25 protein-coding genes are annotated in these 22,906 nt (G+C 59.9%); 5 read left to right on the top strand and 20 right to left on the bottom strand.

Annotation, left to right across the window (positions count from 1 at the left end; all coding sequences use genetic code 11):
• The 15 genes from queE to LGQ10_RS26360 form a co-directional block, all read right to left on the bottom strand.
• Positions 1-648, bottom strand: a complete 648-nt coding sequence (queE, locus tag LGQ10_RS26430; RefSeq protein ID WP_058434891.1) for a 7-carboxy-7-deazaguanine synthase QueE — start codon at positions 646-648, stop codon at positions 1-3.
• A gap of 165 nt (positions 649-813) precedes the next feature.
• On the bottom strand, positions 814-1,638 hold the full coding sequence (gene ybgF / locus LGQ10_RS26425; RefSeq protein WP_226523667.1) for a tol-pal system protein YbgF: 825 nt from the start codon (positions 1,636-1,638) through the stop codon (positions 814-816).
• Positions 1,639-1,644: 6 nt separating this feature from the next.
• The gene (gene pal, locus LGQ10_RS26420) at positions 1,645-2,142 is read right to left on the bottom strand and encodes a peptidoglycan-associated lipoprotein Pal (protein ID WP_022640504.1); all 498 of its coding nucleotides are present in this window, start codon (positions 2,140-2,142) and stop codon (positions 1,645-1,647) included.
• Between the two features lie 53 nt (positions 2,143-2,195).
• A complete protein-coding gene (gene tolB, locus LGQ10_RS26415; protein WP_170001676.1) occupies positions 2,196-3,476 on the bottom strand; it encodes a Tol-Pal system beta propeller repeat protein TolB in 1,281 nt (426 codons plus the stop codon).
• 17 nt (positions 3,477-3,493) lie between these two features.
• Entirely contained in the window at positions 3,494-4,555 is a 1,062-nt protein-coding gene (gene tolA / locus LGQ10_RS26410; protein WP_226523666.1) for a cell envelope integrity protein TolA, read from the bottom strand.
• Positions 4,555-5,007, bottom strand: coding sequence for a protein TolR (gene tolR / locus LGQ10_RS26405; RefSeq protein ID WP_022640507.1), 453 nt, complete (start codon positions 5,005-5,007; stop codon positions 4,555-4,557). The genes tolA and tolR overlap by 1 nt, the downstream gene beginning before the upstream one ends.
• A gap of 13 nt (positions 5,008-5,020) precedes the next feature.
• Entirely contained in the window at positions 5,021-5,716 is a 696-nt protein-coding gene (gene tolQ, locus LGQ10_RS26400) for a protein TolQ (protein WP_058436069.1), read from the bottom strand.
• Positions 5,706-6,173 carry a tol-pal system-associated acyl-CoA thioesterase gene (gene ybgC, locus LGQ10_RS26395; RefSeq protein ID WP_058436070.1) on the bottom strand — a complete coding sequence of 156 codons (468 nt, stop codon included), beginning with the start codon at positions 6,171-6,173 and terminating at the stop codon, positions 5,706-5,708. The genes tolQ and ybgC overlap by 11 nt, the downstream gene beginning before the upstream one ends.
• Positions 6,174-6,312: 139 nt before the next feature.
• On the bottom strand, positions 6,313-7,371 hold the full coding sequence (gene ruvB / locus LGQ10_RS26390; RefSeq protein ID WP_058436071.1) for a Holliday junction branch migration DNA helicase RuvB: 1,059 nt from the start codon (positions 7,369-7,371) through the stop codon (positions 6,313-6,315).
• A complete protein-coding gene (ruvA, locus tag LGQ10_RS26385; protein ID WP_161756146.1) occupies positions 7,372-7,980 on the bottom strand; it encodes a Holliday junction branch migration protein RuvA in 609 nt (202 codons plus the stop codon). It lies immediately after the preceding gene.
• A gap of 113 nt (positions 7,981-8,093) precedes the next feature.
• A complete protein-coding gene (gene ruvC, locus LGQ10_RS26380) occupies positions 8,094-8,618 on the bottom strand; it encodes a crossover junction endodeoxyribonuclease RuvC (RefSeq protein WP_072442684.1) in 525 nt (174 codons plus the stop codon).
• Between the two features lie 129 nt (positions 8,619-8,747).
• Positions 8,748-9,494, bottom strand: a complete 747-nt coding sequence (locus LGQ10_RS26375) for a YebC/PmpR family DNA-binding transcriptional regulator (RefSeq protein ID WP_058433414.1) — start codon at positions 9,492-9,494, stop codon at positions 8,748-8,750.
• A 113-nt stretch (positions 9,495-9,607) separates the two neighbouring features.
• Positions 9,608-11,383 carry an aspartate--tRNA ligase gene (aspS, locus tag LGQ10_RS26370; RefSeq protein ID WP_226523665.1) on the bottom strand — a complete coding sequence of 592 codons (1,776 nt, stop codon included), beginning with the start codon at positions 11,381-11,383 and terminating at the stop codon, positions 9,608-9,610.
• A gap of 95 nt (positions 11,384-11,478) precedes the next feature.
• Positions 11,479-11,700, bottom strand: a complete 222-nt coding sequence (locus LGQ10_RS26365) for an FmdB family zinc ribbon protein (protein ID WP_003209804.1) — start codon at positions 11,698-11,700, stop codon at positions 11,479-11,481.
• Positions 11,701-11,872: 172 nt separating this feature from the next.
• Complete coding sequence (locus LGQ10_RS26360) at positions 11,873-12,346, bottom strand: Dps family protein (protein WP_011063023.1); 474 nt, start codon at positions 12,344-12,346, stop codon at positions 11,873-11,875.
• Positions 12,347-12,807: 461 nt separating this feature from the next.
• On the opposite strand from LGQ10_RS26360, the gene LGQ10_RS31430 reads away from it, so the two are divergent.
• A complete protein-coding gene (locus LGQ10_RS31430; RefSeq protein ID WP_319003935.1) occupies positions 12,808-13,413 on the top strand; it encodes a cold-shock protein in 606 nt (201 codons plus the stop codon).
• A 57-nt stretch (positions 13,414-13,470) separates the two neighbouring features.
• Here the strand turns inward: LGQ10_RS31430 and LGQ10_RS26350 are convergent, their stop codons facing one another.
• Both LGQ10_RS26350 and LGQ10_RS26345 read right to left on the bottom strand, forming a co-directional pair.
• On the bottom strand, positions 13,471-13,677 hold the full coding sequence (locus LGQ10_RS26350; RefSeq protein ID WP_058433342.1) for a SlyX family protein: 207 nt from the start codon (positions 13,675-13,677) through the stop codon (positions 13,471-13,473).
• 3 nt (positions 13,678-13,680) lie between these two features.
• Entirely contained in the window at positions 13,681-14,106 is a 426-nt protein-coding gene (locus LGQ10_RS26345; RefSeq protein WP_058433343.1) for an HIT family protein, read from the bottom strand.
• A gap of 924 nt (positions 14,107-15,030) precedes the next feature.
• Here LGQ10_RS26345 and LGQ10_RS26340 point away from each other — a divergent pair.
• Positions 15,031-16,371: an OprD family porin gene (locus LGQ10_RS26340; protein ID WP_058433344.1), complete on the top strand. Its 1,341-nt coding sequence runs from the start codon at positions 15,031-15,033 to the stop codon at positions 16,369-16,371.
• Between the two features lie 261 nt (positions 16,372-16,632).
• Here LGQ10_RS26340 and LGQ10_RS26335 read toward each other — a convergent pair whose 3' ends face one another.
• Both LGQ10_RS26335 and LGQ10_RS26330 read right to left on the bottom strand, forming a co-directional pair.
• Positions 16,633-17,475 (bottom strand): mechanosensitive ion channel family protein, encoded by an 843-nt coding sequence (locus LGQ10_RS26335; protein WP_226523664.1) that lies wholly within the window; start codon positions 17,473-17,475, stop codon positions 16,633-16,635.
• Positions 17,476-17,613: 138 nt separating this feature from the next.
• On the bottom strand, positions 17,614-18,099 hold the full coding sequence (locus LGQ10_RS26330; RefSeq protein ID WP_058433346.1) for a YajQ family cyclic di-GMP-binding protein: 486 nt from the start codon (positions 18,097-18,099) through the stop codon (positions 17,614-17,616).
• 143 nt (positions 18,100-18,242) lie between these two features.
• On the opposite strand from LGQ10_RS26330, the gene LGQ10_RS26325 reads away from it, so the two are divergent.
• Genes LGQ10_RS26325 through LGQ10_RS26315 form a run of 3 tightly spaced genes read left to right on the top strand, consistent with a single transcriptional unit; the run spans position 18,243 to position 21,820 of the window.
• Positions 18,243-19,160, top strand: a complete 918-nt coding sequence (locus tag LGQ10_RS26325) for a putative 2-dehydropantoate 2-reductase (RefSeq protein ID WP_226523663.1) — start codon at positions 18,243-18,245, stop codon at positions 19,158-19,160.
• Between the two features lie 45 nt (positions 19,161-19,205).
• A complete protein-coding gene (locus LGQ10_RS26320; RefSeq protein WP_226523662.1) occupies positions 19,206-21,242 on the top strand; it encodes an ATP-binding protein in 2,037 nt (678 codons plus the stop codon).
• A 2-nt stretch (positions 21,243-21,244) separates the two neighbouring features.
• Positions 21,245-21,820 (top strand): cob(I)yrinic acid a,c-diamide adenosyltransferase, encoded by a 576-nt coding sequence (locus LGQ10_RS26315; protein ID WP_226523661.1) that lies wholly within the window; start codon positions 21,245-21,247, stop codon positions 21,818-21,820.
• A gap of 52 nt (positions 21,821-21,872) precedes the next feature.
• On the opposite strand, the gene LGQ10_RS26310 is transcribed toward LGQ10_RS26315, so the two are convergent.
• The gene (locus LGQ10_RS26310) at positions 21,873-22,817 is read right to left on the bottom strand and encodes a Nudix family hydrolase (protein WP_226523660.1); all 945 of its coding nucleotides are present in this window, start codon (positions 22,815-22,817) and stop codon (positions 21,873-21,875) included.
• Positions 22,818-22,906: the final 89 nt, after the last annotated feature.

Raw genomic sequence — 22,906 nt, 5'->3', positions numbered from 1 at the left:
TCAGCGGCCCGGCTCATCATTCCAGAGGTATTTGTGCAACTGCAATTGCAGGCGCACCGGCAGGTTGTCGGCCACGACCCAATCGGCAAGATCCCGCGCGTTCAGGTCATGATGGCTCGGCGAAAACAACACCTCGCCTGCCCGCTCTTCGAGACGATACTGGATGAGCTTGGACACCGCCCAGTCATAGTCCTCGCGGGAACAGATGACGAACTTGACCTGATCATTGGCCGTCAACAGCTCGATATTTTCGTAGCGGTTGCGATGGGCTTCCTTGGAACCGGGAGTCTTGAGGTCCAGGACCCGGCTGACCCGTGGATCCACCGCCGAAATATCGAGGGCGCCACTGGTCTCCAGCGATACCTCGTAGCCTGCATCGCACAATTGCTTTAGCAAAGGAATGGCGTTGGGCTGCGCCAGTGGCTCGCCACCGGTGACACAGACATAACGCGGACGGAATCCGCCAACCTGCTCGAGCAGGCTGTCGAGACTACGTTGGGTACCGCCACTGAAGGCGTAGGCACTGTCGCAGTATTGGCAACGCAGCGGGCAACCGGTCAGGCGCACAAAAACCGTGGGCAGCCCGGCAGTCCGAGTTTCCCCCTGCAACGAGTAGAAAACTTCGGTAATTCTCAATGTGTCTTGCATATTCGCCACGGGCGTAACAGCTAAACAGGCTGTCCGCCTCCGTCAGGCACTTCGGGGAACCTCGCCAACGCGTAGATCCCGGGAAGCGTGTTTCATAAAAAGGGCGTGGATTCTAACGAAAAAACCCGCGACAGGCGCGGGTTTCTTGTAACGGTCGCCAGCACACTACATGCGCTGCAGATCCCGTTGTGCCAATTGGGCAGCGGAAGTGCCAGGATACTGGGCCACGACCTGTTGCAGAATACCCTTGACCCGGTCGGCATGACCCAGGCGGCGTTCTACATCAGCCAGCTTGTACAGTGAATCCGGTACCTTGGCGTGCTTGGGATAGAGCTGGGAAACCTTGGCGAATGCCTGGCCCGCGCCTTGCAGGTCGCCCTTGGCCAGGTTCACTTCACCCAACCAGTACTGGGCATTGCCGGCGTACTGGCTGTTGGGGTACTTGCGCAGGAATGCCGAGAAGGCCTGACTGGCCTTGTCGAAGTCCTTGGCCTTGATCAGGTCGAAGGCAGCATCGTAATAGAGCTTTTCCTTGGCCGGATCGCCCGGTTCACTACTGGCGGCTGGAGCTTGAGCAGCAGCCCCTGCTGCAGCACCGGCGGCGTTGGCATTGCCACCGGCAGAAGAATTCTCAGGAGTCGCGGCAGGTGCAACACCGCTTCCTATGCGCCGATCAAGATCCTGGTAACGCTCCAGGCCTTCTTGTTTCATGCGCGCTACATCATTTTGCAGAACTTCGATCACACCCTGTTGCCGTGCAATCTGCTCCTGCATTTGCTGCAGTTGCTGGAACAGCTCGCCCTGTGCCGAGACAGGGGTCGAAACCCCTCCCCCGGCATAGGCGCCGTTCGTGCCATAACCCGCTGGTGGATAACTGCTCCCGCTATTTCCATAGCCAGAGTTGCTATCGACCACAGGAACCGCAGACCACGCCGCGAGCGGCGTGAGACTGAGAGCCAAAATAGTTACAGCACGACGGCACGTTCGCATGACGAATTACTTACGCAGTTCGACGCGACGGTTTTGAGCCCAGGACTGCTCGTCGTGGCCAGTGGCAACTGGACGCTCTTTACCGTAGGAAACCAGCTCCAGCTGAGCTGGGGACACGCCCTGCAGTACCAGGTAGCGCTGAACGGCTTTCGCACGACGCTCGCCCAGAGCCATGTTGTACTCACGGGTACCACGTTCGTCGGTGTTACCTTCCAGAACAACGCGAGCGCCGTTACCTTTCAGGTCCTTGGCGTGAACGTCCAGAGCGCGCATGGCTTCTGGTTTCAGGTCCGAGCTGTCGTATTCGAAGTAGAAGGTGGTGATTGCGCGCAGAGCTGCTTCTTCGCTCAGGGAACCATCAACAGCACCAGTGTTAGCGCCGTAACCAGCGTTTGGATCAACAGCGCCTTCACCAGCGTTGTCGCCGCCTTTGGAGGAGCAACCTACAGCCACAGCCATGGCCAGAGCCAGCGCAGCAAACTTACCAAACTTCAACATTTCCATCGTGAAACTCCTAATGAACCCCAGTGTGTTAAGTGAAACATTGTAGCGCCGCGTCAGTTCAGGTAAGGGGACCAGGACGGTTCTCTGACTTCGCCTTGAGCGGTAGGAAGCGGGAGCCTCACACGTCCATTAATGGACACGAGCATCAAGACTCCCCGGCCCTGCTGGCGGGTGGCGTAGATTACCATGGTGCCGTTGGGTGCAACAGTAGCTGACTCATCAAGGTTGGTGTCTGTAAGGATTTTTACACTACCGCGCTGCAAATCCTGAGCCGCTACCCGAAAGTTGGTGAAACCGTCCTGGCGGTGGATCATTACCAGGGTCTTTTCATCAGCAGAAAGTTTCGGGTTGGCGTTGTAGTTACCAATAAAGGTTACACGCTCGGCACCACCACCATTGATGTTGCTTTTATAGACCTGCGGCTTGCCGCCACGGTCGGAAGTGAAATAGATGGTCGACCCATCCTTGCCCCAGAACGGCTCGGTGTTGATGCCCGGACCGCTGGTGACACGGCTGATTTGGCGAGACGCCATGTTCATCACGTAGATGTCCGGGTTGCCGTCCTTGGACAGCACGAATGCCAGGCGGCTGCCATCCGGCGACCAGGCAGGAGCACCGTTCAGGCCTTCGAAGTTGGTGATCTGCTCACGACGCCCAGTATCGATGTGCTGGACGAAGATGCGCGGACGCTTCTGCTCGAACGACACGTACGCAATGCGCTTGCCATCCGGAGCGAAACGCGGCGACAGGATCGGCTCGCGGGACTGCAGCAGCGTTACTGCCCGGGCACCGTCGTAGTCCGAACGCTGCAGGGTGTAGCGAGTGTTGTTCACAGAAAAGCGCTCGGCCGTCACATACAGCAGGCGAGTCGAGAACGCCCCCTTGATCCCGGTGAGCTTTTCAAAGGACTGGTCGGAAATGTAGTGCGACATGTCCCGCAGTTGATCGACGCTGCCCGACACGCTGCCGGTCAGCACTTGCTGCTCGGTAGCGACGTTGAACAGGGCGTACTGCACCTGCAGGCGGCCGCCGGCCGGAACAATGCTGCCGACCATCACGTACTGGGCGCCCAGTGCTTTCCAGTCGCGGAAAATGACTTCGCTGGCCTGGGTCGGCAAGCTGATCATGTTCTGCTTTGGAATCGGTGCGTAGTAACCCGAGTTGCGCAGGTCGTCACCGATGATCTGTGCCATGTCGTCCGGCAGCACGCTACCGCCCTGCCAGCCAAACGGCACTACCGCGATCGGCGTTGCCCGATCACTGCCACTGGTGACCAGAATATTTTTTTCATCCGCCGCCGCTATCCCTGCCATACAGCAAATAACGACAAGCATTCCTCGAAGAAGGTTTCTCACAAGGCTAGATCCTCAGGTGTGAATGTCATCTTGAATGAACGATAGGGAGCGAAATCCTTTGGACTCAAACCCTGCATCTCTGTCAAACGCCCAATATTCTTGACTGCCGCCACCGCCGAAGCGTCGAACGGACCATCACCACTGGACTTGATCACGCTGACCGTGGTCACCGTGCCATCAGGCAACATGCCGATCCGCAGTTCCACCGTCATGCCCTTGCGCGCCGAAGGGGGACGAGCCCAGCCTTCCGCCGCACGAATACGAATCAGGTCATCGAAACTGCCCGCGACACTGTCACCCACCTCATCCGATTTCGTGGCTTCACGCTCCGGCTTGTCGGAAAGCAAGTCTGCCAGGGCCTGGGCCTTTTTCTCTTCGGCAGATTTGCGTGCTGCTTCCTGAGCCTTTTTCTTCGCGGCATCGGCGGCAGCTTTCTTTTTCGCATCCTCGGCGATCTTTTTCTTCGCTTCGTCAGCTTCAGCTTTTTTCTTCGCGTCTTCCGCGGCTTTCTTCTTCGCGTCTTCGACGATTTTCTTCTTCGCTTCTTCAGCGGCCTTTTTCTTGGCCTCTTCTTCAGCGGCTTTCTTGGCTTCTTCTTCGGACTTCTTCTTGGCTATATCAGCCAATTGCTTCTCTTCAGCCTTTTTCGCTTCAGCGGCTTTCTTGGCGTCATCGGCCTTCTTCGCCTCATCGGCTTTCTTGGCCTCGTCGGCCTTTTTCGCTTCCTCGGCTTTTTGAGCAGCCTCTTCTTTCTTTTGTTCCGCGGCCTTGATCTCTTCCTGCTCGACCTTCTTCTGCTCCAGCTGCTCGGCTTCGGTCTGGCGCGCGGCGGATTTCTTCGCCTCACCCGCAATCTTGTGATTGGTCTGAGTGGTCGCCGGACTCTTGGATTTCAGCTGATACAGGGTCGCCTGGACGATCGGCTTGCTCGGTGGCAGCTCCGGGGTCATGGCAAAGCTGACGAACAGCATGCCAAACACCAGAACGTGCAGGGCGATCGCCCAGACACTGGGCCAGAAGTAGCTTTCCGAAGCGGACGGCTCTCGCTGTTGCTGCATCAGGGCGCCTCGGTAATCAAGCCAACGTTGCCGACGCCGGCTTTCTGCAGGCCGCCCATGGCACCCATCACGGCGCCGTAGTCAACGGACTTGTCGCCGCGAATGAACACCTGGGTGTGTTTGCCGCCTTCATTGCCGGCACGGATGATCTTGGTCACCGCGTCGGTCATCTGCGGCAAGGTCATTGCCTTGTCCTGTTGCTTGTCGGTATCGACTTCGCTGCCAAGGTTCCAGTAGTAGGTCTTGTCAGCCTTGATCGAGATAGTCAGCACCTGGGTGTTGTTGTCCTGGGGCAAGGCTTCGCTGGAAACCTTGGGCAGGTCAACTTTCACGCCCTGGTTGAGCATCGGCGCGGTCACCATGAAGATAACCAGCAGTACCAACATCACGTCGATGTAGGGCACTACGTTCATCTCGGCAACCGGCTTGCGTTTGTGGCGAACTCGGGCCATGGGGTCTACCTGCTCACTCTTCGCTGGTGTGCACTTTGCGGTGCAGGATCGCCTGGAACTCGTCGGCGAAGGTGTAGTAGCGGCTGATCAGCGTCTCGCCACGAGCAGCAAAACGGTTGTAGGCGATCACCGCCGGGATAGCTGCGAACAGGCCGATGGCCGTGGCGATCAGCGCTTCGGCGATACCCGGGGCCACGGTGGCCAGCGTTGCCTGTTGCGCGGAAGCCAGGCCGCGGAAGGAGTTCATGATCCCCCACACCGTACCGAACAGGCCGATGTACGGGCTGACCGAACCGACGGTGGCGAGGAACGGCAGGCTCTGCTCGAGCTTCTCCTCCTCACGGGAAATCGCTACGCGCATGGCACGGGCCACACCTTCCATGACCGCTTCAGGATCGACACCCGGCTGCTGGCGCAGGCGGGAGAACTCCTTGAAGCCGGCACGGAAGATCTGCTCGACGCCGGAGTCCGGATCAGGATTGCTGCCCGCTTGACGATACAGCTTTGACAGGTCGATACCGGACCAGAAGCGCTCTTCGAAGCTCTCCAGGGCACGTCGACCGGCGCGCAGCAGGTTGCTGCGCTGAAAGATCATGATCCATGAAGTCACCGATGCGGCAACCAGGGTCAGCATTACCAACTGCACTACAACGCTGGCATTGCTGACCAGGCTCCACATGGAGGAATGGTCGACGACGTTAGCTTCCACGCTTTATCTCCTGCTCTGAGTGTGTACCCGCGCTGCCCTCGTCGGCAAAGGCCGTACGCAGAGCGTCTGGAATAGCGCGGGGTTTGAAATTGTCGGCGCGTACACAGGCCACCAGGAACCGCCCCTCACAGAGCAGCGCATGATCCGAGGACCGCCTGACCTGCTGGGTAAAACGCAGGCTGACACGGTTCAACTCGGTGACTTGGGCACTGACCAGCAGTTCGTCGTCCAGTCGCGCCGGCGCGTGATAACGCGCTTCGCAGGAATGCACGACAAACAACAGGTTCTCTCCTGCCAGCTGCGACTGGGCAAAACCCAGGTGTCGTAGCCGCTCGGTTCGAGCCCGCTCCATAAACTTAAGGTAATTGACGTAATACACGATGCCGCCGGCATCGGTGTCCTCGTAATAAACGCGACAACGATGTGCGAACGGCTCAAGCCCGTTTTGCGCGCGCATACTCTAGTGCTTACTCCTCAGGTTGCCAATCCGGCCAGACAACTGTTTTTTCATTCTTGAACGACTTTTCGTGAAGTTTCAACGAGGCCAGCCCCCTAGGACAGCACAAACCTCGGATAGGTCGACAAAAAGTCCCCAATCAATCGTCCACGGCATCGAGGAACTCGTCTACCACGGGAGCCCCTGCCAATCGTGACGGAATATTTAGCCCGAAGTGCAGGTAAGCATGCCGGGTCACCACCCGACCGCGTGGCGTGCGCATGATGTAGCCCTGCTGGATCAGGTAGGGCTCCAGCACATCCTCGATGGTATGGCGTTCCTCGCTGATCGCGGCCGCCAGGCTGTCGACCCCCACCGGACCACCGTCGAATTTCTCGATCATGGTCAACAATAGACGCCGGTCCTGATGGTCGAAGCCACGCTCGTCGACATCCAGCAGGTTCAGAGCCAGGTCGGCGACCGCCTTGGTGATATGCCCCTTGGCCCGAACCTCAGCGAAGTCGCGCACCCGGCGCAACAGGCGGTTGGCGATCCGAGGTGTCCCACGCGCCCGGCGCGCCACCTCGACGGCCCCCTCCGGATCCAGCGGCAAGCCGAGGATGCCGGCGGAGCGGCTGACGATGGTTGCCAGGTCCGCGACGCTGTAGAACTCCAGGCGCTGGACGATGCCGAAACGATCCCGCAGGGGGTTGGTCAGCATGCCGGCCCGGGTGGTCGCACCTACCAGGGTGAAGGGTGGCAGGTCGAGCTTGATCGAGCGCGCTGCCGGCCCCTCACCGATCATGATGTCGAGCTGGAAGTCTTCCATGGCCGGATACAGCACTTCCTCGACAATCGGCGACAAGCGATGAATCTCGTCGATGAACAGCACATCATGGGGCTCGAGGTTGGTCAGCAGCGCGGCCAGGTCACCGGGACGCTCCAGAACCGGCCCGGAAGTGCTCTTGATCGACACTCCCATTTCCTCGGCGATGATATTGGCCAGGGTGGTCTTGCCCAGCCCGGGAGGGCCGAAGATCAGGGTATGGTCCAGGGACTCGTTGCGCCCGCGGGCAGCCTGGATGAACAGTTCCATCTGCTCGCGCACCCCCGGCTGGCCGATGTAGTCGGCCAGGCTGACCGGACGAATCGCCCGGTCCTGGATTTCTTCGCGCTCACGGGGGGCCGTGGCAGCGATCAGACGGTCAGCTTCAATCACTTAAATCATTCCCTTCAGGGCTCGGCGGATCATGTCTTCACTGCTCAAGCCTTTGTCTTTGATGGCGGACACCGCCTTGCTGGCCTCCTGAGGCTTATAACCCAGGGAGATCAACGCACTGACCGCATCCGACTCGGCGCTGGCCACCGGCATCGGCGCATCCGGCTGGTTCGGTACCAGGGCGAACATGCTCGGCACCGCTTCCCAGGCCTTGAAACGGTCCTTGAGCTCCACCAGCAGGCGTTCGGCGGTCTTCTTGCCGACCCCCGGCACCTTGGTCAAGGCCGAGGTGTCCTGAGCCTGCACGCAGCGCACCAGTTCATCTACCTCGAGACTGGACATCAAGGCCAGGGCCAGCTTCGGCCCCACACCATTGAGACGGATCAATTCGCGAAAAAAGTCTCGCTCACGCTTGCTGGCGAAGCCGTAGAGTAACTGGGCGTCCTCACGGACGACCAAATGGGTGTGCAAGGTCAGGGGTTCGCCGACCGACGGCAGGCGATAGAGGGTGGTCATCGGCACCTCGACTTCGTACCCCAGCCCGTTTACATCAAGAATCAGGTGCGGCGGCTGTTTCTCAGCCAGGGTGCCGCGCAAGCGTCCAATCACGTTTCAGATCCTTAGGCGATGGCCAGCCCGCAGCTGGCAACTCGTTGAGCGAGCGTCCACGCCGACTATCGGACGCACGACACTCAACCCCTAAAATGACTGCGCAGATGCTATCAGAGACGCAGGCGGCCGCCACGACTGCGTGCCGTTCCCAGGCCATGGGGTAACAGGCTGGACCGCGTGTGGGCGTGGCAGATGGCAATGGCCAGGGCATCCGAGGCATCGATTTGCGGCTTGGCAGTCAACTTGAGCAGGTGCATGACCATCATCTGGACCTGCTCCTTGTTGGCCCCGCCCGTGCCGGCTACGGCCTGCTTGACCTGGGTGGCGGTGTACTCGGCAATCTCCAGCCCCTCTTCGGCACCGGCAACAATCGCCGCGCCCCGTGCCTGACCGAGCTTCAGCGCCGAGTCGGCATTGCGCGCCATGAACACCTTTTCGATCCCCATGGTGACCGGGCCGTAGGTCTGGATCACCTCGCGCACACCGCGATAGACGATCTGCAGTCGATCGGGCAACTCGCCAGCACCGGTACGGATACAGCCCGAGGCCACGTACACACAGCCGCGCCCAGTGTCTCGAACCACGCCATAACCGGTAATGCGTGAACCGGGATCGATGCCAAGAATAAGAGTCATAACGCCTGCTGCTGGAATAAAGAGGCTTGCCGGCCATGACCGGAACCGCGAAAAGGCAGAAGCCGGAAGCGCCCTGCCGCACAATGATCACGGCTTCGCACTTCCGGCTTCAAGATTAGTGCAACTGAATCAGCCAAGCTGGGCGGCAACCGACTCCGGAATGTCCGCATTGGAATAGACGTTCTGCACGTCATCCAGGTCCTCGAGCATGTCGATCAGCTTGAGGATCTTCTCCGCGCCGTCCAGGTCCAGTTCGGCACTGGTGGTGGGCAGCATGACGATTTCCGCATCGGCCGCCTTGAAGCCCGCGGCCTCCAGGGCGTTACGCACGCCATAGAAACCGGCGAACGAAGTGAACACATCGACCGAACCGTCTTCGTTGCTGACCACGTCGTCGGCATCGGCTTCCATCGCCGCTTCCATCAAGGCGTCTTCATCGACACCTTCGGCAAAGGTGATCTGTCCCTTGCGTTCGAACAGATAGGCCACCGAACCGTCGGTCCCCAGGTTGCCACCGCACTTGCTGAAGGCATGGCGAACAGCTGCCGCGGTGCGGTTGCGGTTGTCAGTCATGCACTCGACCATCACCGCCACGCCATTGGGGCCGTAGCCTTCATAGGTCAGCTCGACCACATCGTCGCTGCCTGCAGCACCGGTGCCACGGGCAATGGCGCGATCAATGATGTCGCGACTCATGTTGGCGCCCAGGGCCTTGTCCAGGGCCAGGCGCAGACGCGGGTTGGAGTTCGGATCGCCACCGCCCTGACGGGCTGCGACGGTCAGCTCACGAATCCACTTGGTGAAGATCTTGCCTCTCTTGGCATCCTGACGCTCTTTGCGGTGCTTGATGTTCGCCCACTTGGAATGACCTGCCATAACGTGCTCCAAATTCTCTTTGAAACATTGCCCACGCCACTTGGCGGGTGCGGGCAACAAAAAACTCGACCCCATGAAAAAGCGCACCCGAAGGTGCGCCTTGTCGGGCCGACTTACTCAGCCTTGGGCTGTTCGCGCAGACGGATGTGCAGCTCGCGCAGAGCCTTGGCATCCACCAGTCCCGGTGCCTGAGTCATGACGCAGGCCGCGCTCTGGGTTTTCGGGAAGGCGATCACTTCGCGGATCGACTGGGCGCCGGTCATCAGCATCACCAGGCGGTCCAGGCCGAAGGCCAGGCCACCGTGTGGCGGTGCGCCGTACTTGAGGGCGTCCAGCAGGAAGCCGAACTTCTCTTCCTGTTCTTCTTCGGCAATGCCCAGCAGGCGGAACACCGCTTGCTGCATTTCCTTGCGGTGGATACGGATCGAACCGCCACCCAGCTCGGTGCCGTTCAGAACCATGTCGTAGGCGCGGGACAGAGCGGTAGCCGGGTTGGCCTCCAGCTCTTCAGGCGAGCACTTGGGCGCGGTGAACGGGTGGTGCAAGGCGGTGAAGCTGCCGTCTTCGTTCTCTTCGAACATCGGGAAGTCAACCACCCACATCGGTGCCCATTCGCAGGTCAGCAGGTCCAGGTCGTGGCCCAGCTTGATCCGCAGCGCGCCCAGGGCTTCGCTGACGACCTTGGCCTTGTCGGCACCGAAGAACACGATGTCGCCATCGACCGCGCCAACGCGATCGAGGATCACGTTGAGGTTGGCTTCAGGGATGTTCTTGACGATCGGCGATTGCAGGCCTTCAACGCCCTTGGCGCGCTCGTTGACCTTGATGTAGGCCAGGCCCTTGGCACCGTAGATGCCGACGAACTTGGTGTAGTCGTCGATCTGCTTGCGCGGCATGCTTGCCCCGCCAGGAACGCGCAAGGCGGCGATACGGCACTTCGGATCATTGGCCGGGCCGCTGAACACCTTGAAGTCCACTTCCTTGAGCTGGTCGGCAACGTCCACCAGTTCCAGCGGGTTGCGCAGGTCGGGCTTGTCGGAACCATAGCGGCGCATGGCCTCTTCGAAGGTCATGTGCGGGAACTCGCCGAATTCCAGGTCCAGCACTTCCTTGAACAGGTTGCGGATCATGGCCTCGGTCAGGCCCATGATGTCCTTTTCATCGAGGAAGCTGGTCTCGATGTCGATCTGAGTGAACTCAGGCTGACGGTCGGCACGCAGGTCTTCATCGCGGAAGCACTTGGCGATCTGGTAGTAACGATCGAAGCCGGCAACCATCAGCAGCTGCTTGAACAACTGTGGCGATTGCGGCAAGGCGAAGAAACTGCCAGCGTGGGTACGGCTCGGCACCAGGTAGTCACGGGCACCTTCGGGGGTGGCGCGAGTCAGGATCGGGGTCTCGACGTCGAGGAAACCGTTCTCGTCCAGGAAGCGACGGATACTGGTGGTCATGCGCGAGCGCAGACGCAGTTTCTCGGCCATCTCAGGACGACGCAGGTCGATAAAGCGATAGCGCAGGCGGGTTTCTTCACCCACGTCGGAGTATTCGTTGAGCGGGAACGGCGGGGTTTCCGCTTCGTTCAGTACTTCCAGCTCGTAGCCCAGGACCTCGATCATGCCCGAAGCCATGTTGGCGTTGCCGGCACCGGCCGGACGCAAGCGCACCTTGCCGGTGATCTTGACAACGTATTCGCTGCGCACGCGGTCGGCGGCGGCGAAGGTTTCAGCGCGATCCGGATCGAACACCACCTGGGCCAGCCCTTCACGATCACGGATATCGAGGAAGATCACCCCGCCGTGGTCACGGCGACGGTGGACCCATCCGCAAAGGGTTACTTCCTGACCTTCCAGGCTTTCGTTCAGTTGGCCGCAATAGTGGCTGCGCATCATGGTAGTGGTTTCACTTCTCGTAATTCGAAATTCGATGGAGGCCTTGCGCACCCTTGGGCGCCGGATAGTGCAAGAACTCGCGCGTGTCGTTCAACTTAGTCAGCTTTGTCGCCACCGGCCAGGTTCTTCTTGGAGCCGGTCTTGAAGTCGGTTTCATACCAGCCGTTGCCGCTCAGGCGAAAGCCGGGCATGGACAGCATCTTTTTCAGCTCAGGTGCCTGGCAGGCAGGGCAATCGACCAGCGGCGCAGCGCTGATCTTTTGAATGGCTTCCAACTGATGACCACAGGAAGCACATTGGTAGTCGTACATCGGCATGGGGCGTCTCGGCAATCCAGGTTACTGCTTGAATACAGCCAGAGCCCACGCCAAAGCTCGGGCTACGTAGCAAAGAGCGGGATTATATCCATTAAATCGGCCCTGTGCAGCCGTATGCCCCACAAGCCCGAAGAGGCGGATGGCACACCAGGCACCATCCGCCACGAAGGACTTAACGGTTTTCCAGCAGGGAGCGCAGCATCCAAGCGGTTTTTTCATGCACTTGCATGCGCTGGGTCAGCAGGTCCGCCGTGGGTTCGTCACTGACCTTGTCCAGCAGCGGGAAGATTCCGCGGGCGGTACGGGTCACTGCTTCCTGGCCGGCGACCAGTTGCTTGATCATTTCCTCAGCGGCCGGCACCCCCTCTTCTTCCTTGATGGAAGACAGCCTGGCGTAGATGGAATAGGCCCCTGGAGCCGGAAACCCGAGGGCGCGGATGCGCTCGGCAATCAGGTCGACCGCCAGGGCCAGTTCGTTGTACTGCTCCTCGAACATCAGGTGCAGGGTGCGAAATTGAGGACCCGTGACGTTCCAGTGGAAGTTATGGGTCTTGAGGTACAACACGTAGGTATCCGATAGCAGACGGGAAAGACCGTCGACAATGGATTTACGATCTTCTTCGCTGATACCGATATCGATTGCCATGTTTATCTCCGTTAACCAGATGAATTCACCCAATCAGCTACCGGGCCACTCTAGCAAGAGCCTGGCTTGCCCGCTGCCTGCGATCACCGATCGGCGTGCGGTAGATTGTCCCGTGGCCCGTCAGCATTTTTGATTCGCCAGGCTCGAGCCTGGTCTGACCGCGGGAAAAACCCTGCGTTCATCGGAAAATCCGGCACCATGCGTCTAGGACAGGCCTTTGCCTGATAATCCGAACCACCACTGCACAGAGCGAGGTTTCCAGCCCCTCGCCAGCCAGCACTGCTGATTTGAGAAGGCCTGGGCTTTGCGGTTAAATAGAGGCCGTGTCGTTGTTGCCTATTTCTTCGGCCAACGCGCATAGGCTGACACCGCGTATGTATCCGCCTTACCTATTTTTCTCCAAAGCGAACCATGCGCGATCAGCTCTTCCTTGTGCTACTTCTTAACGTGAGTTAATCAAAATGTTGAAAATCGTCCACCTGCTGACAGGCATTGCAGCTTTGCTGCTGTCCTTGATTCCCAGTCTGAGATCTGACGCAGTTCCCTACCTGCAACAACCCGATGCTCTTTACCTGGCCCTTTTCGGCCTGCTCAACCTGATCATGGCTCCAGTTGCTCCTCACTGGAACAAAGGCCCGCGCCAGCACCTGCAGAACCTGTCCAGCGCCCTGCTGGTCCTGGTGGTAGTACTGCAAACCCTCACTCTGCTGGCTCCCATGCCGGTGATCGGTGGGCAGCCAGCGGTACTGGTCAGCCTGCTGACCGCCTTGATTGCGGTACTGCTGCACCTGGCCGTGAGCTTCTACAAATCGTCACCTGCCGCTGCTGCTTCGCCTGCCTACGACATGAGTAATCGTGATACCGGCACCGTGAAGTGGTTCAACACGTCCAAGGGCTTCGGTTTTATCTCCCGGGATTCCGGCGATGATATTTTCGTGCACTTTCGCGCCATTCGCGGAGAAGGCCACCGTGTCCTGGTCGAAGGCCAGCGTGTGGAGTTCTCGGTGATGAACCGCGACAAGGGCCTGCAAGCCGAGGACGTGATCGCTGCGCTGCCGCGCCGCTGATCCCCCTTGAAAAAAAACCGCGCCAAGGCGCGGTTTTTTTTGCTCTGCAATCGCCCCTCAATAGTGGGGAGGCGGCGCTTCCTCTTCGAAGGAACTGAACTGCCCGACCATCTCCTCCTGGCGCTTGAACATGGCCATCATCTGCAATTGCAGGCGCTCCACCAGTTTCTGCTGCGCCACCAGCTCATCATTGAGGGCCTGGATGGTGTCATCCTGAAATGCCAGGCGACTTTCCAGATCGGTTACCCGTGCTTCCAGACTCATGGCTCAGCCCTCCAGAAAGCGAAAATCATCGGTCAGTACGACCCGCAGCCGCTCGCGGATCTGCGTCACCTGCTGCTCATTGTAGGGCTTGGCTGGATGCTTGCCCCACACTGGCGCAGGCCAGGCCGCATCATCGCGCCGGCGGACGATTACATGCATGTGCAACTGGCTCACCACATTACCCAGCGTCGCAACGTTCAGCTTGTCGGCATCGAACGAATCCTTGAGGACCTCGGCCAGCGCGGTGGTTTCCCGCCACAACTGTTGCTGATCAGTGCCATCGAGTTGAAACAACTCGCTGATATCCTCACGACGCGGCACCAGAATGAACCAGGGATAGTTTGCGTCGTTGGACAGCAATAGCCGGCAAAGGGGGAAATCCCCGATGGGCAATGTGTCCTGCTGCAATCGTGAATCTAAAGTGAACACCGCGCTTGCTCCCGCTCAACTCATTACAGCCCGGCTGTCCAGTATTACTGACACCTGCCAGGCGACAGAGGCGCAGCATACCTGCGAATGCCTTGCGCTTCATGGGCAATGAGCCTGCGCCCCTCACCCCCGACTTGGCAAGGAGCCACTTCATGCAGCCGATACGCCCCACAGCAGAACACTTTTCAAAACCCCGCACCATTTGCCTACAAAACCTCAGATGCATCCAAAAGATGACCGGCCAAGCCTTTGATGTTTCTCGATCTTTGCGCCCTCGGCGGCCTGAAACGGGTACAGCAATCGAGAAGATCTGCACCAAAACCGCACAACGGATCTACGCTGAGTACCCCAAGCATCCGCCGTTTACTCACATTGCGGTGTGCACCGGTAACATTCTGTAAGCCTGTGCAACTTATTGCACACGCTTGCACCATGTACCGCGCCACGTCAAGCCAACTAAAAAGGCAGCTGAAACGGCGGTTTTATGCGGTTTCTACAGGTTCGCATGGCACCTTGGCGAAAAAACGCCGAACAGATCGATTTTGTGCACGCTTGTTGCATTCAGTCTGACATCGTCTGTAATGGCTCATTGAAAGTGAGACTTTATAGACTCATAACAATAGTGGCAGGGCTGCCCAGAAGTACTATGGAAGTGTTTGCCTGAGGGGTTCTTATTTCCTCCCTGCAACCCCTTGAAAAGTACTATTCAAGTTGTCGCCCAGGATACATTTCGAGCGAACAATTGCGACACCGAACGAGCAGTTTGCGACGGTGCCGTAAAGAAGCTGAAAGGATAGGTAGGCAAGTATCGCCAACAATGTCAGCGTGATATAAGTTTGCGCCGACACAAAAAGAAAGAGCCGCCCAGATAAAAAAACAGGTGGGACGGCAGTACTCTTCTAAAAACCAAAGGAGCAAATCACGATGCGCGTGATGAAGTGGAGCATGATCGCCCTGGCTGTATCTGCCGGGACCTCGCAGTTCGCAATCGCGTCCTCCCAGGACGATGCCAAGGGCTTTATCGAAGATAGCACCCTGACTGCGAAAACCCGTGCGCTGTACATGAACCGTGACTACAAGGACGGCGTGGGCAACGTACGTCGCGGCAACGGCACCTACACCACCGGCACCGACGACAGAACGAGCGGCTATCGCCAGGACACCGGCGTCAGTGAGCTGATCAACTACCAATCCGGCTTCACCCAGGGCACCGTCGGCTTCGGCATCGACGCCATGGCCATGGGCAGCGTTAAGCTTGACGGCGGCTCGGGCCGCGCCGGTAACGGCCTCTTCGCCACCAATGGCTCGGGCGAGCCGGAGACCACCCAGTCCAAGCTGGGCGCGGCGGCCAAGTTCCGCATCTCCGATACCGTTCTGAAATACGGCAACCAGGTCGTATCCAGCCCGGTCTTCACCACTGACGACGGCCGTCTGCTGCCTGAAGTCGCCACCGGTACCCTGATCACCAGCAACGAGATCAAGGGCCTGGAACTGAGCGCAGGGCGCTTTACCGCCTTGAGCGCACAAACAGGCATGGGTCGCGACAGCATCAACGGCCGTAGCCGTATCACCGGCAAGCAAAACCCGGGCTTGAGCGCAGCGAACATCGCCGGCGTCACCTACTCGGGCCTTGAGAACTTCATTTTCGCGGTACACGCCTCCGACGTCGAAGACTACTGGAAGAAGCAGTACATCAACGTCAACTACACCTTGCCGCTCAGCGAAAAACAATCGCTGAACTTTGACCTCAACGGCTACCGCAGCAAGGATGATGGCAAGAAACTCGGTGGTGATCTGGACAACCGCGTCTGGAGCCTGGCAGCAGCCTATAGCATCGAAGCCCACAAGTTCACCATCGCCTACCAGCAGTCCAGCGGTAAAACCGGTTACAGCTACGGCGTCGACGGTGGTGGCACCGTATACGTCGCCAACTCCGTGCAGATCTCCGACTTCGTTGGCGAAGACGAGCGTTCCTGGCAGGCTCGCTACGACCTGAACATGGCGTCCTTCGGTGTACCAGGCCTGAGCTTCATGACCCGTTACATTCGTGGCAGCAACGTAACCGTTGCCGACTCCAACGATGGCAAGGAACATGAATGGGACATCGAAGCCAAGTATGTGCTTCAGGAAGGTCCGGCCAAGGACCTGTCCTTCCGCCTGCGTAACGCGATCTATCGTGGCACCAACAGCGATTACCGCGCGACCAACTATGACAATCTGAACGACCTGCGTCTGATCGTAGAGTACCCACTGAGCATCTTGTAATTCACTGCTCGCCAGGTTGCACTAACGCTACACTCCAATAAAAACCGCCGCCCTGATTCAGGGCGGCGTTTTTTTTGTGCCTGTAAAACTAAACAAGTGCATAGCAAGCTAACTAACAAGCTTCCCTCAAAAGTTGTTTTCCAGTGCCTTACCGAACGGGACATTAGTTGGTCTGTTCTGTTCTTGAAACAAGAAAAGGGGCCAATGGCCCCTTGTCTTGAACAACATTAGCTGACCGAACGGCCAACTTATGAAACTGCCTTACTGCGCGGCAGTTTCCTGGACCACACGAATCACTCGTTGTGGAAACGGGATATCGATGCCAGCGGCTTTCAAGCGATCACGCGACAGCTCGTTGAACTGGAACATCACATCCCAGTAGTCGGCAGTCTTGACCCATACCCGCAGTGACAGAGTGATGGCGCTGTCGCCTAGGGTAGAGACCACCGCCACCGGGGCCGGATCGGCCATTACGCGCTCATCCTTGGCCAGCTCCAGGAGCACTTCACGCGCCTTCTGCAGGTCCGCGTCGTAATCCACGCCCACATCGAACACCACTTTGCGGGTCGACTGGCGGTTGTAGTTGGTAATGATGCCGTTGGACAGGTTGCCGTTAGGCATGATCACCGTCTTGTTGTCACCGGTACGCAGCACCGTGTGGAAGATCTGGATGCTGTCGACGGTGCCGCTGATGCCCTGGGCTTCGATGAAATCGCCAATGCGGAACGGCCGGAACAGCAGGATCAGCACACCACCGGCGAAGTTCGCCAGGCTGCCTTGCAGTGCCAGGCCGATGGCCAGGCCGGCGGCACCGATGGCGGCGACGAAGGACGTGGTCTCGACACCGATCATCGAGGCGACGCTGACGATCAGCAGGACCTTGAGCACGATGTTGGCCAGGCTGCTGATGAACCCCTGCAGCGCCAGGTCGGCATTGCGCAGCGCCAAGAGCTTGCCCACCTTGTGGGTCAGCTTGTTGATCAGCCACCAGCCGATGGCCAGGGTCAATACGGCGAGCAGCACACGGCTGCCGTACTCCATGATCATGGGAATCCAGGCCTGGGAAGCCCGGACCAAATTGTCTACTTCAGCGTTCAAATCCATCTATTTCTCCAGGTTTCCGTGATTGCGCAGGACGCATGACTGACAGGCAGAACGATCGGCTCCAGGGAAGCTCAATCGTTTCTGCCATTGCTCCGGCCTCGGACGCCAATTGAAGCTAGAGGTTCCCGGAGATGCGAATCAATCGCGGAAGTTGTTGAATTGCAGCGGCATGCCGAACTCTTTGGCACGCAAGGCAGCGATAGCCTCTTGCAGGTCATCGCGCTTCTTGCCAGTGACCCGGACTTGCTCGCCCTGAATGGCGGCCTGGACTTTCAACTTGGCATCCTTGATATGGGCGACGATCTTCTTCGCCAGCTCCTTGTCGATGCCTTCCTTGAGGACTGCTTCTTGCTTCATCACCTTGCCCGAGGCATAGGCGTCCTTGACCTCCAGGCACTGTACGTCGATCTTGCGCTTGACCAGGGCCAGCTTGAGGATCTCGATCATCGCTTCGAGCTGGAATTCGGCTTCGGCGGTCAGGTTGACGGCCAGGTCCTTGTCCTTGAACTCGAAGCTGCCCTTGCCCTTCAGGTCGTAGCGGCGATCCAGTTCCTTGACGGCGTTTTCCACCGCGTTGGTGACTTCGTGCTTGTCCAGTTCGGATACCACGTCAAACGACGGCATGTACTCTCTCCAAATAAAAAGGGGCGCTGTTCAAAACATCGAACACGCCCGGCTTGCGGTTAAAATCCGCGCTCATTATAACGGGTCTTTCCCCTCCTTCACCGCGCGCCCGACCCGGGCCTGCCAAACAGAGTGAAAACTTGATGTCTACCCCTTGGCACGTCCTGGGTGCCGGCAGCCTCGGCACCCTCTGGGCCACCCGCCTGGCTCGCGCCGGCCTGCCGGTACGCCTGATCCTGCGGGACCAGGCCCGCTTGCAGGCCTATCAGGCCGCCGGCGGCCTGACCCTGGTCGAGCACGACCGCAGCTGCCTGCATGCGATTCCCGGCGAAACCTGCGCCAGCCCGGCACCTATCCACCGTCTGCTGCTGGCCTGCAAGGCTTACGATGCAGAAGCCGCGGTGGCTAGTATCGCCACGCGGCTGGCGCCTGGAGCAGAGCTGATCCTGTTGCAGAACGGCCTGGGCAGCCAGGACGCAGTGGCCGCCAGGGTCCCCGGAGCCCGCTGTATTGCTGCTTCCAGTACCGAAGGAGCCTTTCGTGATGGCGATTGGCGCGTGGTGTTCGCCGGGCATGGTTATACCTGGCTCGGCGACGCCGGCCATCCCACCGCACCGATCTGGCTGGACGAACTCGCTGCCAGCGGCATTCCCCACGAGTGGACTACCCAGATCCTGACCCGGCTCTGGCGCAAGTTGGCGCTCAACTGCGCGATCAATCCACTGACGGTCCTGCACAACTGCCGCAATGGCGGTCTGCAACAACACCAGTGTGAAGTGGCTACCCTGTGCGCCGAGCTGAGCGAACTGCTGCAATGTTGCGGACAACCCGATGCCGCGCAGAACCTGCAGCAGGAAGTCGAACGGGTAGTCCAGGCCACCGCCGCCAACTACTCCTCCATGCACCAGGACGTCACTCAGCGGCGCCGTACCGAAATCCGCTACCTGCTGGGCCATGCCTGCGAGGCCGCCCGCCGCCATCAACTGGTGTTGCCACACTTGCAGCAGTTGCAACTGCGCCTCAAGGAACACCTGCACCTGCGCGGATTGCCCAGCGACTGAGCAGCGGCTACGCTGCCCACTTGCTCATTTCCAGCGAACCAGCCGATGCCATTGCGCCAGCGCCTCGAAAACCTGCCGGTGGGCCAAAAGCTCCTGGCGGCCCTGCTTGTCTTGTTGACCACCGTGCTGCTGGTCGCCAACCTGACCTTCATCAGCGCCGCCTACTGGATTTCCCAGGAAAGCATGGCCCCCCAAGCCTTGCAGACCATCGGCCGACTGGTGTCCAACCCGAGCCTGGCGCTTCAGGCACTGAATTCTCCCCAGGACGCGCAACGGCTGCTCAACGAACTCGACAGCTACTCTCCCCTGCGCGCGGCGGCCATCTATGACGGCAGCGGCGCGCGCATCGCCCAGCTGCAACATGGCGATCGCCTCAAGCTGCCTGAACGCTACCGGCACATCGAAGCCTGGCAACTCACTGAATTTCGCAGCAACCAGGTGATCCCCCTGCCCCGCCCGGGCCAGGCCCCCGGTCACCTGCTGCTGGTGGCCACCAGCGAGTTGCCCATGGCCTTCTATACCGGCACCCTGACCGCGAGCCTGGGCATCCTGATTTTCAGCGTGCTGCTATGGATGGTCATCGCCAGGCAGATCAAGCGCCTGATCACCCAGCCGATCCATCAGCTCGAGGAGCTGTCGCGCCAGGTCACTCGCGAAGAGAACTACGCCCTGCGCGCGGGCCGCGGCAACCATGATGAAATCGGCAGCCTGGCGGAGGCCTTCAACACCATGCTGTCGCGGATCGAGGCCCGGGAGCAGCAGCTCAAGCGCGCCCGGGACGACTCCCAGGCCGCCTATGACCAGGCCCAGGGCCTGGCCGAAGAGACCCGCCACACCAATCGCAAGCTGGAGCTGGAAGTTCAGGTGCGCAGCAAGATCGAGAAGAAGCTCACCGGTTTCCAGAACTACCTCAACAGCATCATCGACTCCATGCCCTCGGCGCTGATCGCCCTGGACGAACAGCTGTACGTGACCCAGTGGAACCAGGAAGCCAGCGCCCTTTCCGGGACGCGCCTGGACGAAGCCCTGAACCAGCCGATCTTCCTTGCCTTCGAGCCGCTCAAGCCGTTCTTGCCCCAGCTCAAGGAAACCGTCGAGCAGCACACCGTGACCAAGGTCGAGCGGGTCACCTGGTTCAAGGACGAGGAAGCCAGGCACTATGCCTTGACCTTCTACCCGTTGATGGGCGGCGCCGGACGCGGGGTGGTGATCCGTATCGACGACATCACCCAGCGCCTGTCCCTGGAAGAAATGATGGTGCAGTCCGAGAAGATGCTCTCGGTGGGCGGTCTTGCGGCCGGCATGGCCCACGAGATCAACAACCCACTCGGAGCGATCCTGCACAACGTGCAGAACATCCGTCGGCGGCTGTCCCCCGATCTGCCGAAGAACCTCGAACATGCCGAGCAGAGCGGCGTCGAACTGCAAACCGTCAATCGCTACCTGGAAAGTCGCGAAGTGCCCCTGCTGCTCGACGGTATCCAGCAGGCGGGAGCCCGGGCCGCGAAGATCGTCACCCACATGCTCAGTTTCAGTCGCCGCAGCAACCGGCAGATGGCTCCCTGCGACCTGCCGGCGCTGATTGACCAGGCGGTGGAGATCGCCGGCAACGACTTCGACCTGACGATCGGTTTCGACTTCAAGGGCCAGGCCATCATCCGCCAGTTCGACCCAAACCTCGGGCCGGTACCCGGCACCGCCAACGAGTTGGAACAGGTACTGCTCAACCTGCTGAAGAACGCCGCACAGGCCATCCATCAGCGCGACGACGACAGCGAGCCCGGCCGCATCATCCTGCGCACCCGGCTCAATCCACCCTGGGCGGAGATCCAGGTGGAGGACAACGGTATCGGCATGAACGAAAACGTGCGCAAGCGCACCTTCGAGCCGTTCTTCACCACCAAGGAAATCGGCCAGGGCACCGGCCTGGGCCTGTCGGTGTCGTATTTCATCATCACCAACAACCACAAAGGGCAGATGGAAGTGCAATCGACCCGGGGCCAGGGCACCTGCTTCACCTTGCGCCTGCCCCTGGCCAGCAGCTCGCCCCTGGTCCAAGCACCGCTACCACTGGAGAACTAGACATGGGTTTTCGCTTGTCGAAGATTTACACCCGCACCGGAGACAAGGGCGAGACCGGCCTGGGAGACGGCCGCCGGGTTCCCAAGGATCACCCACGGATCGAGGCCATCGGCGAAGTCGATACCCTCAACAGCCAGCTGGGCCTGCTCCTGGCCGGACTGGAAGAACAGCACACGACCTGTCCCGGACTGACACCGGTGATCGAGGTACTGGCGCCTTGTCAGCACCGGTTGTTCGACCTGGGCGGTGAACTGGCAATGCCGGTGTACCAGGCACTCGATGAGCTGGAGGTACAGCGCCTGGAGGCGGCAATCGATCTCTGGAACGAGGAGTTGGGGCCGCTGGAGAACTTCATCCTGCCCGGCGGTTCAGCGCTGATCGCCCAGGCCCACGTCTGCCGCAGCCTGGCCCGCAGCGCCGAACGCCGGTGCCAGCAGTTGAATGCCATCGAGCCGCTGCAAGGGGTCGGGCTGGCCTACATCAACCGCCTGTCGGACCTGCTGTTCGTCGCAGCCCGGCTGATCGCCAAGCGCCAGGGAATCGCCGAGATCCTCTGGCAGGCTGCAGCCAAGCCCTGAGCGCAACGGGGCGCCGCTGAAGCCTCACTTCGGCGGCGAATCCGCTACTGGTTCAATCCTGCGGCCAGAAGGCCCGGATTCCCGCAACCCCCTGGGCACCGACTGCCCAGGCCTGCTCGCAGTGGGACGCCCCTACCCCGCCCAGCAGATACACCGGTTTGTTGAAGGCGCCGATCAACTGTCCGGCCTGCTCCCACCCCAGCGGCTGGGCATCGGGGTGAGTCTGGGTCGGCTGTACCGGTGACAGGGTCACGAAGTCCACGTCCATCTGCTGCGCCAGGGACAACTCCTCGGCGTTATGACAGGAAGCGGCCAGCCAACGCTCCTTGCCGAAGGGACGCCCGGCACTGGCGTACTTGCGCAATTGCGCGGCAGTGATGTGCCAGCCGGCCGAGGGGAAGTCGCCCAGCCATTCGAAGGGCCCCTTGAGCATCAATTGCGCCTTGCCTGCACACAGGCCTGTCGCATCCACCGCCAGGTCGCGGTATTGCGGATCATAGCCACCGGGGGCCCGCAGCTGGATCAGCTTGCAGCCCTGGGCGATGGCTTTCTGCATGCCTCGCAACAGGGCCGGGGTTTCCAGGCCTTGCGGAGTGATCAGGTATTGGGATGGCAAGCGCGCGGCGGCAACAATCGGTTGATTGGCAGCGGGAAATTCATAGTCGGCCAGTTCACGAGCAGTGACCCACGCCAGAGGTTGTCCCTCGACACCGCGGGGTTCGCCGTTGAACGCCGAGACCTCCCAGACATCCAGTAGCACCTGTTTGTCCGGATAATCATGCTGCACCTTGATCAGCGGGCGCGCAGCAGCCACGGCAATGCCCAACTCTTCCTGCAGCTCGCGGGCCAGCGCGGCCTCGACTGCCTCCCCGGCTTCGACCTTGCCTCCGGGAAACTCCCACAAACCACCTTGATGTTGAGTATCGGCACGCCGGGCAATCAGGATCTTGCCGCTGGCATCCCGGATAACGGCCGCAGCCACATGTACTCGTTTCACCGCTTTTTCCTCTGGTCCGGCATTCGACCGACCTGGGCGGCCGGTCATTGAAAGATGATGGTCGCGATCCTGAACGGCCTGCCCCGGTG

The organism is Pseudomonas sp. L5B5 (assembly GCF_020520285.1).
Taxonomy (GTDB): Bacteria; Pseudomonadota; Gammaproteobacteria; order Pseudomonadales; family Pseudomonadaceae; genus Aquipseudomonas.
Note: the sequence above shows the minus strand (reverse complement) of the source record. Positions and strands in the feature narration are given on the sequence as shown.